Source organism: Citrobacter sp. CK188, from assembly GCF_030333525.1.
Taxonomy (GTDB): Bacteria; Pseudomonadota; Gammaproteobacteria; order Enterobacterales; family Enterobacteriaceae; genus Citrobacter_B; species Citrobacter_B koseri.
In genome coordinates this window covers 197,733-212,083 of sequence record NZ_JAOWFU010000029.1, presented here as the reverse complement: position 1 = coordinate 212,083, position 14,351 = coordinate 197,733, and the positions used below count along the sequence as shown (strand labels likewise).

The 14,351-nt window shown below is 55.2% G+C and carries 15 protein-coding genes and 1 tRNA gene; 6 read left to right on the top strand and 10 right to left on the bottom strand.

Translation table 11 applies throughout. The annotated features are described in order from the left end of the window. Position 1: 1 nt before the first annotated feature. From OGV67_RS06325 to rsuA, 3 genes are all read right to left on the bottom strand, one after another. On the bottom strand, positions 2-346 hold the full coding sequence (locus OGV67_RS06325) for a YejG family protein (RefSeq protein WP_024130169.1): 345 nt from the start codon (positions 344-346) through the stop codon (positions 2-4). A 335-nt stretch (positions 347-681) separates the two neighbouring features. Next, complete coding sequence (locus OGV67_RS06320) at positions 682-1,872, bottom strand: Bcr/CflA family multidrug efflux MFS transporter (RefSeq protein ID WP_024130168.1); 1,191 nt, start codon at positions 1,870-1,872, stop codon at positions 682-684. 49 nt (positions 1,873-1,921) lie between these two features. Further along, a complete protein-coding gene (gene rsuA / locus OGV67_RS06315; RefSeq protein ID WP_115615333.1) occupies positions 1,922-2,620 on the bottom strand; it encodes a 16S rRNA pseudouridine(516) synthase RsuA in 699 nt (232 codons plus the stop codon). A 150-nt stretch (positions 2,621-2,770) separates the two neighbouring features. Between rsuA and radD the strand changes: the two genes are divergently transcribed. Together radD and rplY are read left to right on the top strand one after the other, a co-directional pair. Next, positions 2,771-4,531, top strand: a complete 1,761-nt coding sequence (gene radD, locus OGV67_RS06310; RefSeq protein ID WP_115614675.1) for a DNA repair helicase RadD — start codon at positions 2,771-2,773, stop codon at positions 4,529-4,531. A 124-nt stretch (positions 4,532-4,655) separates the two neighbouring features. After that, positions 4,656-4,940, top strand: coding sequence for a 50S ribosomal protein L25 (gene rplY / locus OGV67_RS06305; protein ID WP_012131568.1), 285 nt, complete (start codon positions 4,656-4,658; stop codon positions 4,938-4,940). A 130-nt stretch (positions 4,941-5,070) separates the two neighbouring features. Here rplY and yejK read toward each other — a convergent pair whose 3' ends face one another. Then, a complete protein-coding gene (yejK, locus tag OGV67_RS06300; RefSeq protein ID WP_012131566.1) occupies positions 5,071-6,078 on the bottom strand; it encodes a nucleoid-associated protein YejK in 1,008 nt (335 codons plus the stop codon). A gap of 134 nt (positions 6,079-6,212) precedes the next feature. Here yejK and OGV67_RS06295 point away from each other — a divergent pair, with 134 nt between their 5' ends. From OGV67_RS06295 to narP, 4 genes are all read left to right on the top strand, one after another. Further along, a complete protein-coding gene (locus OGV67_RS06295) occupies positions 6,213-6,440 on the top strand; it encodes a YejL family protein (RefSeq protein ID WP_012131565.1) in 228 nt (75 codons plus the stop codon). 19 nt (positions 6,441-6,459) lie between these two features. Beyond that, positions 6,460-8,220 carry an LPS biosynthesis-modulating metalloenzyme YejM gene (gene yejM / locus OGV67_RS06290; RefSeq protein ID WP_012131564.1) on the top strand — a complete coding sequence of 587 codons (1,761 nt, stop codon included), beginning with the start codon at positions 6,460-6,462 and terminating at the stop codon, positions 8,218-8,220. A gap of 73 nt (positions 8,221-8,293) precedes the next feature. Next, positions 8,294-8,370, top strand: a tRNA-Pro gene (locus tag OGV67_RS06285). 210 nt (positions 8,371-8,580) lie between these two features. Beyond that, positions 8,581-9,228, top strand: coding sequence for a nitrate/nitrite response regulator protein NarP (gene narP, locus OGV67_RS06280; protein WP_012131563.1), 648 nt, complete (start codon positions 8,581-8,583; stop codon positions 9,226-9,228). Between the two features lie 78 nt (positions 9,229-9,306). Here the strand turns inward: narP and OGV67_RS06275 are convergent, their stop codons facing one another. From OGV67_RS06275 to ccmC, 6 genes are read right to left on the bottom strand one after another with little or no spacing between them, the layout of a single operon-like run. Then, complete coding sequence (locus tag OGV67_RS06275) at positions 9,307-10,356, bottom strand: cytochrome c-type biogenesis protein CcmH (RefSeq protein WP_047462441.1); 1,050 nt, start codon at positions 10,354-10,356, stop codon at positions 9,307-9,309. Beyond that, positions 10,353-10,910 carry a thiol:disulfide interchange protein DsbE gene (gene dsbE, locus OGV67_RS06270; protein WP_012131561.1) on the bottom strand — a complete coding sequence of 186 codons (558 nt, stop codon included), beginning with the start codon at positions 10,908-10,910 and terminating at the stop codon, positions 10,353-10,355. The genes OGV67_RS06275 and dsbE overlap by 4 nt, the downstream gene beginning before the upstream one ends. Further along, the gene (locus OGV67_RS06265) at positions 10,907-12,850 is read right to left on the bottom strand and encodes a heme lyase CcmF/NrfE family subunit (protein ID WP_115614674.1); all 1,944 of its coding nucleotides are present in this window, start codon (positions 12,848-12,850) and stop codon (positions 10,907-10,909) included. The genes dsbE and OGV67_RS06265 overlap by 4 nt, the downstream gene beginning before the upstream one ends. After that, on the bottom strand, positions 12,847-13,326 hold the full coding sequence (gene ccmE, locus OGV67_RS06260; protein ID WP_047462435.1) for a cytochrome c maturation protein CcmE: 480 nt from the start codon (positions 13,324-13,326) through the stop codon (positions 12,847-12,849). The genes OGV67_RS06265 and ccmE overlap by 4 nt, the downstream gene beginning before the upstream one ends. Then, a complete protein-coding gene (gene ccmD / locus OGV67_RS06255; RefSeq protein ID WP_012131557.1) occupies positions 13,323-13,535 on the bottom strand; it encodes a heme exporter protein CcmD in 213 nt (70 codons plus the stop codon). The genes ccmE and ccmD overlap by 4 nt, the downstream gene beginning before the upstream one ends. Next, the gene (ccmC, locus tag OGV67_RS06250) at positions 13,532-14,269 is read right to left on the bottom strand and encodes a heme exporter protein CcmC (RefSeq protein WP_104868428.1); all 738 of its coding nucleotides are present in this window, start codon (positions 14,267-14,269) and stop codon (positions 13,532-13,534) included. Before ccmC ends, ccmD begins: the two co-directional genes overlap by 4 nt. Positions 14,270-14,351: the final 82 nt, after the last annotated feature.

Here is a 14,351-nt window from a genome sequence, read left to right as displayed (position 1 = left end):
CTCAAAAAGGATTGTTGTTCGAAAAGGGTTCCGCTATCGCTACGCCGAAATTTTTCAGGCGGCAGGTCGCGGCAAATTCGTCCTGACGATTAACAAACAGGCACGGCTCGCCTTCGCACTCCAAAACGGAGCAAGGCACTTCGATGTCGCTAAGCGCCTGGCTAAGTGTATGCATCACCGGCCATGCGCTGTCACCATCGGGGCTCAGGAGTTTGAGCGCCACCAGACTGTTTTCTGTGTTCTGCCCGTTTTGCGGAATCGGTTCAACTTTTGAACCTGCAAAACCCGTTGACCACCGATAGTTCTGCGGTAAACGATGAATGATTGAGAGTTGTAATGTAGTCACTTTCTTTCCCCGGAAGCACATTCACTTCACAATTTATTTACATCCATATTAACACATCATTGACAACCCGTCCTTAAACAGATCGAAAACGCTTACATCCCTGGTCTGAGCGGCCTGTACAGCCCGTTATTAAAATATTTTTTGCCAGTGCCGGACGTATTTGCGGGCTATATGTACCCGTTTCTGCGATCTAACTCAACCTTTTTAACTACAATGATGTGACTTTTTACATAAATTGATTTTACATAAAATAAACATAAATGGAAAAAATGATGGATTTGACGTTGATGTACGTCAACAAAGGAAGCCTTCCGGCTTCCATGTTGTGTATTAGATCACCGTTTTTTCGGGCGGCTGGCGTAGAGATAGAAGAGAATGGAGCAGGTTGCGCAGAAAGCAATCGACCAAATCATCGGCCAGGCGGAGGTAAAAGTTGCCAGCGACAGCAGCGCCCCAACAATCGCGCCAATGCCAAACCGGAACGTACCGGCCAGCGACGAGGCGGTGCCCGCCATATGCGGAAATTCATCCAGAATAACGGCCATCGCGTTTGAAGAGACCATAGAAACGCATCCGACAAACGCCGCGACGCCAACCACCAGCGCCCAAAAGCCCACGCCAAACAGCGCGCTGAATACCATCCAGGCCGCCATCACAAACTGAATCCATAGCCCGGTACGGAACATATTCAACGCCCCAACCCGGCGCACGAAGCGGCTGTTGATAATGGTCATCACAAACAAGAACACAATGTTCAGCGCAAAGTAATAGCCAAAATGCTGCGGCGACACATGGTTAATCTCGATATACACAAACGGGCCGGCGCTGAGGAACGAGAACATTCCCGCAAAGCTAAATCCGCTGGCCAGCATATAGCTTAGTACGCGTTTGTGTCGGAACAGCGAGGCAAAGTTCCCTATCGTGGTACGAATATGGAACGGCTGACGGCGTTCAACGGGAAGCGTCTCGTTAATCAACAAGAAGATCATCACCGATGCCAGAATCGCCGCCACCGCCAGAATCCAGAAGATGTAATGCCAGCTCAACCACACCAGAACCCACCCACCAATAATCGGCGCCATCAGCGGCGCGATTGTCGTCACCAGCATGACGAATGACATCATGCGGGAGAACTCTTCTTTCGGGTAGATATCGCGCATCAGAGCATTGATCACCACGCTCGCCGCAGCGGCGGCAAGACCGTGGAAGAAACGCATGATGATCAACTGGTCGATAGTCTGCGCCAGCGCGCATGCCACCGCCGCCGCCGCAAACACCAGCGTCCCGCCGAGGATAACCGGCTTGCGCCCGAGACTGTCCGCCATCGGGCCGTAAATAAGCTGCCCCACGGCGAACCCCAGAATATAGGTACTGAGGGTCATCTGCGCGCTGCCCGCCGGTACGCCAAACTGGGCAGAAATCACCGGTAGCGCCGGAAGATACATATCAATCGACAGCGGCATCAGCATGGCTAACAGGCCAAGGATAAAAACAATGGCAAAGGATGAGTGCTGCCGGGTGGTCACAAATGAACTCCTGAATTTAGCGGGACGTAAAGCGCCTGGCTCACCGGGTCTATAAACCAACGCTGGCGATTTCTTCTTCGGTCAACGGGCGATACTCGCCAGGTTCGAGGTCGTCATCCAGCACAATTGCGCCGATGCGTTCGCGGTGCAGTTCGACAACATGGTTCCCCACGGCAGCGAACATCCGCTTCACCTGGTGGTAGCGCCCTTCGCTAATGGTCAGACGCATCTGCGTCGGGGTGATCACCTCCAGCACGGCCGGTTTGGTGAGGTCTTTCTCATTATGCAGTTGCACGCCTTTGGCAAACTGTTCGGCGGTATCCGCAGCTACCGGCAATTCCAGCGTGACCAGATAGGTTTTCTCGCAATGATGGCGCGGAGAGGTGATCCGGTGCGACCACTGGCCATCATCCGTCATCAACACCAGCCCCGTGGTGTCGATATCCAGCCGCCCGGCGGCATGCAGCTTGTACGCGACAGGTTCATCAAGGAAATAGAGTACCGTGGGATGATCCGGGTCGTCCGTTGAACAGACATAGCCCTGAGGCTTATTAAGCATAAAGTAGCGCGGACCATTTTGCTGAACCAGCGTGTTGCCATCGTACTCGACATTATGTTCTGGCAGGAGTTTAAACGCCGCGTTTCGGATGATTTCGCCATCGACGATAACACGGTTACTACGAATCTCACGCCCGGCAATAGCACGGCTGACGCCGAGTTGCTGAGCGATAAATTTATCAAGTCGCATGAGTTTGATTTTGCCTGTAATAATACGGAAATCGGGCATAACGCCCGAAAAATGAAGCCGTTGTCCATCCAGTATAACGGGCTCTAACCATCGCTCAAGGGAAATGATTCATGGCATACTATTCCCTGTACCGTTCATCGTAGTGAGACCATGATTTTTACACTTCGTCCTTACCAGCAAGAAGCCGTGGATGCCACGCTCAACCATTTTCGCCGCCACCGCACGCCTGCCGTGATTGTCCTGCCAACCGGCGCAGGCAAAAGTCTGGTGATTGCCGAGCTGGCGCGAGTGGCGCGTGGGCGCGTGCTGGTGCTGGCGCATGTAAAAGAGCTGGTCGCGCAAAACCATGCCAAATATTGCGCGCTGGGGCTGGAGGCCGACATTTTCGCCGCCGGTCTGAAGCGTAAAGAGAGCCACGGCAAGGTGGTGTTTGGCAGCGTGCAGTCGGTCGCCCGTAACCTTGACGCCTTCCAGGGCGAGTTTTCGCTGCTGATTGTCGATGAATGTCACCGCATCGGCGACGATGAAGAGAGTCAGTATCAGCAAATCCTGGCGCACCTGAGTAAAGTGAACCCCCACTTACGTCTGCTCGGCCTGACGGCCACCCCTTTCCGGTTAGGCAAAGGCTGGATTTATCATTTCCATTACCACGGCATGGTGCGCGGCGACGAAAAAGCGCTCTTTCGCGACTGCATTTATGAGTTACCGCTGCGCTACATGATTAAACATGGTTATCTGACGCCGCCGGAGCGTCTGGATATGCCCGTGGTGCAGTATGATTTTAGCCGCCTGCAGGCACAGAGTAACGGCCTGTTCAGCGAAGCTGACCTCAATCGCGAGCTGAAAAAGCAGCAGCGCGTGACCCCGCACATCATCAGCCAGATTGTTGAATTTGCCCAAACCCGCAAAGGGGTGATGATTTTCGCCGCCACCGTCGAACATGCCAAAGAGATCGTGGGTTTGCTGCCCACCGATGATGCGGCGCTGATTACCGGGGACACGCCGGGCGCAGAGCGCGACGTGATGATTAACGATTTCAAAGCCCAGCGCTTTCGCTACCTGGTGAACGTCGCCGTGCTGACGACCGGGTTTGACGCGCCGCATGTCGATCTTATCGCTATCCTGCGCCCGACAGAGTCAGTCAGTCTTTACCAACAAATCGTGGGGCGCGGTCTGCGGCTTGCGCCTGGAAAAACCGACTGTCTGATCCTCGACTATGCCGGAAACCCGCACGATCTGTATGCGCCGGAAGTGGGCACGCCAAAAGGCAAAAGTGACAACGTTCCCGTGCAGGTGTTCTGCCCTGCCTGCGGGTTCGCCAATACCTTCTGGGGGAAAACCACCGCTGACGGCACGCTGATTGAGCATTTCGGTCGCCGCTGCCAGGGCTGGTTTGAAGATGATGACGGGCATCGCGAACAGTGCGATTTTCGCTTCCGCTTTAAAAACTGCCCGCAGTGCAACGCGGAAAACGATATCGCCGCCCGGCGCTGCCGGGAGTGCGACACGATTCTGGTCGACCCGGACGATATGCTGAAAGCGGCGCTAAAACTCAAAGATGCGCTGGTATTGCGCTGTAGTGGGATGGCGTTACAACACGGGCATGATGAGAAAGGCGAATGGCTGAAAATCACCTACTACGATGAGGACGGCGCCGATGTGAGTGAGCGCTTCCGATTGCAGACGCCCGCCCAACGCACCGCCTTTGAACAGTTGTTTATTCGCCCGCATACCCGCACGCCGGGTATTCCGTTACGCTGGATCGCTGCGGCGGATATCCTGGCGCAACAGGCGCTGCTTCGCCACCCTGATTTTGTCGTCGCCCGCATGAAAGGCCAGTACTGGCAGGTGCGCGAAAAAGTCTTCGATTATGAAGGCCGCTTCCGGCGGGCACATGAATTGCGCGGTTAATCGTACTTTTGATTGATGTGATAGCCATTTGAGTATAGAATCTCGCCCGCTTTTGCATACGCAAAGCAGATCACTTACCTGTTGCTGGGTCGCCTGTAACAGGAATTATTTAAGAGAGATTTAAATGTTTACTATCAACGCAGAAGTACGTAAAGAGCAGGGTAAGGGTGCGAGCCGCCGCCTGCGCGCCGCTAACAAGTTCCCGGCAATCATCTACGGTGGCGCTGAAGCCCCGATTGCTATCGAACTGGACCACGACCAGGTTATGAACATGCAAGCTAAAGCTGAGTTCTACAGCGAAGTTCTGACCATCGTTGTTGACGGTAAAGAAGTAAAAGTTAAAGCTCAGGCTGTACAGCGTCACGCGTTCAAGCCGAAGCTGACTCACATCGACTTCGTTCGCGCGTAATCGCCAACAAGTTGAAGAAAAACCCCGCCACGGCGGGGTTTTTTTATAGTGCGCGACAAGGCGATGAACCGTAAGCCGAATAAGGTGCCTGCACCGCTATCCGGCGTTACAACACATAACGTCAAAACCGTTAATTACCGCCGGACGTCCGACGCTGGAGCTGATCGCGCAGGTTTGGCGGCGTTCCCTTGATCGTCAGCGTATCGGTCGCCGGGTCCCAGAAAATCCGCTCGCCTAACAGCATGGCGTCGAAGTTGATGGTTAACCCACCGCCGCTCCCGGCATATTTCGTCAGCTGACGCAGCGTGCTGCGGTCCGCCGGGAAACTCTCTTCCAGCTCATAGCCTTTGTCAGCGGTAAATTCTCTGAAGCTGACTTCACTGACGCCGGATAACTCTTTCGACAGCGATTCAAGTTCAATCTCTTCACCAGACTGCAATTGCTCATTGCAGTAGCTGTACACCTGCTGACGGACATTCTGACGTTCAGCTTTGTCCAGCTGCGCTTCTGCGGTGAAATCGTCCACCGCCTGCAACAGCCCCCGGTTTTGCGCTTTCGCGTTCAGCCCTTCGCTGGCGCCCAGGAAATCCATAAAGAAATCGGCCACTTTGCGCCCTACCCGGCCTTTCAGGAAGGTCAGATAACGGGTGGATTCCGGGTTCGTTTCCCATTCGGTCAAATCGATACGCGCCACAATATCCGCATGGTTAATATCCAGATAGTGCGTCGGGTTGATATCCAGGTTCTCATTCACGCGCATGCTGCTTAAGTTGTTCAGCACCGCCACCAGCAGATACTCCACCGCCAGATAACGGTAATGGCAGAACAGGACAATACCGCCGTCCGCAAACGGGTATTTCGCCAGTTCGTCGCGTAAACGGCCGGTCGCCGCACGGCTAAAGGCAAGAAAATCCTCCTCGCCCTGACGCTGCAACCGCAGCGTTTGCGCCAGTTCACTCTCTTCGCTGAACAGGCCGTACGCTTTGTTCTTGGCGCTATAGACCCGGTGCAGTTCAGCCACCATATCGACAACGGTGGTTGTCGGCTCCAGTAATGAATCGCGCAAGACCAGCTCAAGATTTTGCTCATCACGTTTGATAAGCTGGTGCAGGGCAATCTGGTTGATATCCAGACTCATGATAAACTCTCCTTTATGACCGGGCGGTATTCAATCACCTGACGGGCGGTGACGCAACAGGAGATAAAAAAGCAGAAAAAAAACTGTTGCTACGGTAATATGTTGCCCTTTCATGAACAAACTGATTGCGATTTATGCCACAACACTCCCGCTATAGTGACGAACACGTTGAACAATTACTGAGTGACCTGCTCAACGTACTGGAAAAACATAAGGCACCGACCGACCTTTCCCTGATGGTGCTGGGAAACATGGTCACCAACCTTATCAACACCAGCATCGCACCGGCTCAACGCCAGGCGATTGCGAACTCTTTTGCCCGCGCATTACAGTCTTCAATTAACGACGACAAAGCGCATTAAGGGAAACGAACGGCTATTTATGGTAACTCATCGTCAGCGCTACCGTGAAAAAGTCTCCCAGATGGTTAGCTGGGGGCACTGGTTTGCACTGTTCAACATTCTGCTGGCCATGGTGCTCGGTAGCCGTTACCTGTTTGTCGCAGACTGGCCGACAACGCTTGCAGGGCGTATTTACTCGTACCTGAGCATTGTCGGGCACTTCAGCTTTCTGGTGTTCGCCGCCTACCTGCTGATCCTGTTTCCTCTGACATTTATTGTCATGTCCCAGCGGCTGATGCGTTTTTTGTCAGCCATCCTGGCGACGGCGGGTATGACGCTGTTGCTGATCGACAGCGAAGTTTTTACCCGCTTCCACCTGCACCTGAATCCCATTGTCTGGGAACTGGTCATTAACCCCGACCAGAACGAGATGGCACGCGACTGGCAGCTGATGTTTATTAGCGTGCCGGTCATCCTGTTAATCGAAATGCTGTTTGCGACCTGGAGCTGGCAAAAGCTGCGCAGCCTGACGCGACGCCGCCATTTCGCCAAACCGCTTGCCGCATTCTTTTTCGTCTCATTTATCGCTTCGCATGTGGTGTATATCTGGGCAGACGCCAACTTCTATCGCCCGATCACCATGCAGCGCGCGAATTTACCGCTGTCATACCCGATGACGGCGCGCCGTTTTCTGGAAAAACATGGCCTGCTGGATGCGCAGGAGTATCAGCGCCGTCTGGTGGAACAAGGCAACCCGGAAGCCGTTTCCGTTCAGTATCCGCTGAGCGATTTGCAGTATCGCGACATGGGCACCGGCCAGAACGTACTGTTAATTACGGTCGACGCGCTGAACTACTCCCGCTATGAAAAACAGATGCCCGCGTTGGCCGCATTCGCCGAACAGAATACGTCGTTCACGCGCCACATGAGTTCAGGCAACACGTCTGACAATGGAATATTTGGTCTGTTCTATGGCGTATCGCCCAGCTATATGGACGGTATTCTGTCAACCAGAACGCCTGCCGCGCTGATCTCGGCGCTGAACCAGCAAGGCTATCAGTTAGGGTTATTCTCTTCTGACGGCTTCACCAGCCCGCTCTACCGCCAGGCGCTGCTGTCAGACTTCTCCATGCCAACCGTGCAAACGCAGTCCGACGAGCAGACGGCAAGCCAGTGGATTAACTGGTTAGGACGTTACGCCCAGGAAGATAACCGCTGGTTCTCATGGGTTTCCTTCAACGGCACAAACGTTGACGACAGCAACCAGAAAGACTTTGCGAAACGGTATGCCCGCGCCGCAGAGAACGTGGATGCCCAGATTAACCGGGTGCTCAGCGCACTGCGTGACGCAGGGAAACTCAACAACACCGTGGTGATCATTACGGGCGGTCGCGGCGTACCGTTAGCGCAGGAAGAGAGCCATTTCGCCTGGTCTCGCGGCCATCTGCAAGTGCCGTTGATCATTCACTGGCCGGGCACGCCAGCGCAGCGAATCAACACTCTGACCGACCATACGGATTTGATGACGACGCTGATGCAGCGACTGTTGCACGTCAGTACGCCAGCCAATGAGTACTCGCAGGGACAGGATCTGTTCAACGCCACGCGCCGCCATTACTGGGTGACCGCGGCGGACGGCAGTACGCTGGCGATTACCACGCCGGAAATGACGCTGGTACTGAACAATAACGGCACCTATCAGACGTACGATCTACACGGCGAGAAGATCAAAGACCAGAAGCCGCAGCTGAGCCTGTTGTTGCAGGTACTGACCGACGAGAAACGATTCATTGCTAACTGATTAATTATAAATCAGTTAGCAAGACATCCCCTTGCATTCGTGGTGGAAAGCGGTAGTATTGGCATCCACAAGTCGGCACGTAGCGCAGCCTGGTAGCGCACCGTCATGGGGTGTCGGGGGTCGGAGGTTCAAATCCTCTCGTGCCGACCAAAATCCCTTAGAAAAACCAACCTCTTGCGGTTGGTTTTTTTATGCCTGCCGTTCCCTTCCACTACCGTGCTAACACCGCATAATCAAAAGGTTTTACTACTTACCCATGCCCAAAATAGGGTAAAATTTATTCTCTCATCAACGCGATGAATCTGGACGATTTTCGCGCTAAAAACAATAATGATACGAGTATGTACTCAGGAGAATAGTATGCCTGAAGCAACGCCTTTTCAGGTGCTTATTGTGGACGATCATCCACTTATGCGACGAGGTATTCGTCAATTACTGGAACTGGATACCGCATTTAATGTCGTTGCCGAAGCTGGCGATGGGGCGAGTGCTATCGATCTGGCAAGCCGTCTCGATCTTGATCTGATCCTGCTTGACCTGAATATGAAAGGCCTGAGCGGGCTTGATACGCTGAATGCGCTGCGTCGGGATGGCGTCACCGCACAGATCATTATCCTGACGGTTTCCGACTCTGCCAGTGACGTGTACGCGCTGATTGATGCCGGAGCGGACGGCTATTTACTGAAAGACAGCGACCCGGAAGTGCTGCTGGAAGCGATTCGTGCTGGCGCCAACGGCGGCAAGGTATTCAGCGATCGCGTCAGCGAATACCTGCGCGAACGGGAACTGTTTGGCGCAGAGGAAGATCCCTTTAGCGTGCTCACTGAACGCGAACTGGACGTGCTGCACGAACTGGCTCAGGGACTGTCGAACAAACAGATTGCCTCCGTGCTGAATATTTCTGAGCAGACGGTTAAGGTGCATATTCGTAATTTACTGCGAAAGCTGAACGTGCGCTCGCGCGTCGCGGCGACCATTCTCTTTTTACAAACACGCGGAATGCAGTAACAAGATATGCCCGATGGCGCTACGCTTATCGGGCCTACAAGCCGCGTGGCAAGTACCGTCCGGCCTTGCCACACTCATTTATTCCGCCTGCGGCGAAAGCTGCGCTAATGCCTGCTTAATACTGCGTTCAATCACTGCCCGGCGGGAATCATTGGCGGGCAGCAATTTCAGCATCATCTCCCAGGCTGCGACCGCCTCGCCGAAACGCTGCTGCTCGAAGGCATTAAACGCATACATACTCAACGTCCGAATATTGGCATGATCGCTTCTCACCAGCTGGCGCAACAGCTCCCCTCCCCGACGATTATCATCAGGATCGGAAGAACGGGTCAGCGCTTCCGCATACCCTAATGCGGCATCGCTATTTTTGGGGTCCAGTCTGTACGCATTGGCATACGCTTCCGTCGCCGTGCTGGCATTCCCCAGCACCATGCCGATACGCCCAAGCATAATCCAGCCTTCCACATTGCCAGCATCGCTTTGCAGTCGGGTACGCAAACCAAGCGCCAGGCGTGTCATCTCTTCTTCATTCAGCGGCTGCGCATCAGGGTCCAGCGCGCGCTCCAGCAGCGCTGGCGTCTGCGCCGTAGCCTGTTGCCAGATTTTTACCTGCTGATAGTTACCGGTCTGGTAGTAACTTACCGCCCCGACAATCAGCGCGATCACAACCCCGGGAGCAAACAGCCATAATCCTGCCTGGCGTCCCTTCGGCGTCACCTCATCAGAAAAGGTTTCCTGTTTTACACGTACGCGCCGCCGCGAACGGGCGAAGATAATCCAGCCGCCAGCACCAATAGCGGCAATCGGCAAGATCCACAACAGCACGGTAAGCGGCGTCAGCGGCGGATCGTAGGTGACGAAGTTACCGTAGCGCGCCACCATGTAATCAACGATCTCCTGCTTGCTTTTACCTTCCTGCATCAGTTCATAAACCTTCTGACGCAGGTCGGTGGCAATCATCGAGTTAGAGTCCGCGATGCTGTTGTTCTGGCATTTCGGGCAGCGCAGCTGCTCGGTGAGCTGGCGGAACTGCTGCTCCTGCGCTTCATCTTTGAACTGCATAACATCAATGGCAGCCAGCGACGAGCCGGAGATCACCAGCATCAGCACGCCCAGTAAGAATCTCATTGCGCGGCCTCCTTGCTGTACTGCTCCCAGAGCGGTTTTATTTCACTTTCCCATACCCTGGCGTTCAGATCGCCTGCATGGCGATAACGAATGATCCCTTTGCCGTCGATCAGAAAGGTTTCCGGCGCGCCGTAAACGCCCAGGTCCAGCCCAAGCATACCGTCGCCATCAAACAGGCTTAACGCATAAGGATTCCCTAACTCTTTCAGCCAGGTAATCGCTTTCTGGCGATCGTCTTTGTAATTCAGACCAACCACGCGAATTCCCTGCGCAGACAGCTGATTCAGATACTGATGTTCAGCGCGGCAGGTCGGGCACCAGGTCGCCCACACGTTGAGCAGCACCGGTTTCCCCTGCGTTAGCACGTCTGCCTGATAATGCTGACCAGGATTTTCCAGCGATTCGAGACGGAAGGTCGGCACCGGTTTGCCAATCAGCGCCGATTCCAGATTCGTCGGATCGTCCCCTTCCGCATTACGCGCCAGCTGCCACAGCAACGCCGCCGCAATAACCAGAAAAATGACGAAAGGTATTAACAGTACGTTGCGCTTCATACAGCCTCCGGCGCGGTTTTTTGCGGGCATGAACGCTGGCGATAGCGCGGATCAAACAGGCAGAACAACCCGCCAAGCGCCATCAACAGCCCTCCCGCCCAGATCCAGCGGATAAACGGTTTGTAATACAGGCGCACCGCCCATGCGCCATTGTCCAGCTCTTCGCCGAGAGCGGCATACAGATCGCGGGTGATCCCGCCATCGATCGCCGCTTCCGTCATCATTGAGCTGGTGCTGTTATAAAAACGTTTTTCCGCATGCAACGTCGCTTCTGCTTTACCTTCCCGCGTCACGCCGATAATCGCCACCCCGCCGCGATAATTCGGGCCGGTAATCTCCTTCACTTCACGGAAGGTGAATTGATAGTCGTGGATGCTGACGCTGTCGCCCGCTTTCATGCGGACATCACGTTCCACGCTATAGTTTTGGCTAAACGCAATGCCGACAATCGTCACCGCCAGCCCAACGTGCCCGGCGACCATTCCCCAGTAGCTGAGCGTCATTTTCGTACCGCGCGAAACACGCTGCGCGACTTCCGCTACCGCCAGCACAAATACCCAGCACGCCATCGCCAGCCCGACCACCGTCATGGCGGCAATCTTGTCTTCAAACAGCCACGGCAGCAGCATCGACAACACTAACGTGCTCACCAGCGCGATAACCAACAACCGCTGCAACTTGCGCGGTCTGTCACGTCCCCAGCGAACCAGCGGCCCGATGCCCAGCAGCAGCGCGAACGGCGCCATCAGCCAGGTGAACATGGTATTAAAAAACGGTTCGCCGATTGAAATACTGCCCAGACCGAGCTGTTTATGCACCAGCGGCAGCAATGTTCCCAGCAACACCACCAGCATGGCGGCGATAAGCAGGACGTTATTGGCTAACAGCAGTGACTCACGTGACCAGAGCGCGTTATTCACCCGCGAGCGAACCTTGTGTCCGCGCGTCGCGAACAGCAGCAGCGAACCGCCGATCACCAGTACCATAAAGGCGAGAATAAACATCCCGCGCGATGGATCGGAGGCAAAAGCATGCACCGACACCAGTACGCCAGAACGCACCAGGAAAGTACCGAGCAGGCAGAGTGAGAAGGCGCATATTGAAAGCAGAAGCGTCCAGGCTTTGAAGCTAGCGCGCTGTTCAGTCACCGCCAGGGAGTGCATCAACGCGGTGCCCACCAGCCACGGCATAAATGAGGCGTTTTCCACCGGGTCCCAGAACCACCAGCCGCCCCAGCCCAGCTCGTAATAGGCCCAGGCAGAGCCAAGCACGATACCCAGCGTTAAGAATACCCATGCGGCCAGCGTCCAGGGGCGGGAAAAGCGGGCAAAGGTGCTGTCCAGACGCCCACTCATCAGCGCGGCGATCGCGAACGCGAACGCCACCGAGAAACCGACATAGCCCATATAGAGCAGCGGCGGGTGGAAGATCAGCCCCGGGTCCTGCAACAGCGGATTCAGGTCGCGCCCTTCAATCGGAAAGTTGGGCAACGTACGGGAAAACGGGTTGGAGGTGAACAGAATAAACAGCAGAAAACCGACGCTGACCATTCCCATCACCGCCAGTACGCGGGCGACGATATCCAGCGGCATCCGCTGACTGAACACGGCCACGGCAAACGTCCAGCCGCTCATCAGCAATACCCATAGCAGAAGCGACCCTTCGTGCGCTCCCCAGGTCGCGGCGACGCGATACCAGACCGGCAGTTGCGTGTTGGAGTTGCTGGCGACATAGGTAACGGTAAAATCATTCACCACGAAGGCATTGATCAGCACCAGAAACGCGCCCATCACCAGGATAAACAGCAGCCAGGAGAATGGCCTCGCCGAGGCCATCATGCGCACATCGCCGCGCCCCACGCCCCACAGCGGATAAACGGACAGCAACAGCGCCACGCCGAGTGCGAGACACAGCAGCGCGTTGCCAATTTCAGGCATCATGATGCTTTATCCTTATAAACGCTTTCCGGGCGACGATGGTTTTCCTGCATCGCTTTTTCAACTTCCGGCGGGGTATAGTTTTCATCATGTTTGGCGAGCACCTCTTTCGCCTGCACATGGTTTTTCTCGCCCAGTTCCCCCTGCACCACCACGCCCTGCCCTTCGCGGAACAGATCCGGCAGAATTCCTTCGTACGTCACATCCACCACGCCTTCGGCGTCGTAGATGCTGAAATTCACTTTCAGCGAATCCGGGTCGCGCTTCACGCTTCCGGGCATGACCATGCCGCCGACGCGCAGGCGTTGCCCCACTTCAGGCAGTTGGTGCGTTTCGCGTTTACCGTAGAGAATTTCGCCTGGCGTATAGAACAGGTCGATATTGGAACGCAGCGCATAAAGTACCAGCGTGATAGTCAGAGCCAAACCGGCCAGCACCGCGCAGGCTATCCACAAACGATTTTTACGACGGAGATTCATGCGGCCTCCCGCTGCGCCTGCGCCGCACGCATCCGCGCTTCACGCGCTCGCTGCTGCGCCACACCGCGCAAAATCACGCGGTGCTGCATGGCGGTATGCACCACCAGCGCCGCCAGTGGGATCACGGTCATCACAACCGCCAGCCAGACATAAAAGGCGTAACCGCCCATAGCAAAGAAATCACTCCAGGATGCAAATGCGCTGGTCATTGGCGGCCTCTTTTTAAAATCAGTTCACTCACCCACGGGCGACGTTTTTCCATTAACAAAATCAGGTTACGCATCCGCATCAGCGCCAGCGTGATAAACAGCAGCAGATAACCGATAATCGCCAGGCGCAGCGGCGCGCGCATCGCCGGGTCAATGCTCTGCTGCATACGAGTTGATCCCTGATGTAGCGTATTCCACCACTCCACCGAGTAGTGGATGATCGGCAAATTAACGACGCCAATCAGCACCAGAATGCCCGCCGCGCGCCCCGCCAGGCGGCGATCGTCAAAGGCGTGCCACAACGCTATCGCCCCGACGTACAGGAACAGCAGTACCAGTTCAGAGGTCAATCGCGCGTCCCATACCCACCAGGTTCCCCACATCGGTTTGCCCCAGGCGGAACCGGTAACCAGTGCGATAAAGGTAAACACCGCGCCAACAGGCGCCATCGCCGCCACCGCCAGGTTAGCCATTTTCATTTGCCAGACCAGACCGATGAATGCGGCGACCGCCATCGAGGCGTAAATCCCCATCGACCAGATCGCCGCCGGGACATGCAGGTAGATGATGCGGTAGCTTTGCCCCTGCTGATAATCCGCAGGCGCGAAGCCAAACCCCCAGACCCAGCCCACCGCCAGCACCACCACGCTGGCTATCGCCAGCCACGGGATGAACCAGCCACAGATCTGATAAAGCCGTGGGGGAATCGCCAGTTGATGAAGTGTTTTCCACATAGTTCAGTCACCAGATTCAATCAAAACGAATGAAACTTCAGTTATGCCGGATGATGGCAAAGACGCCTTATCAGACCTACAG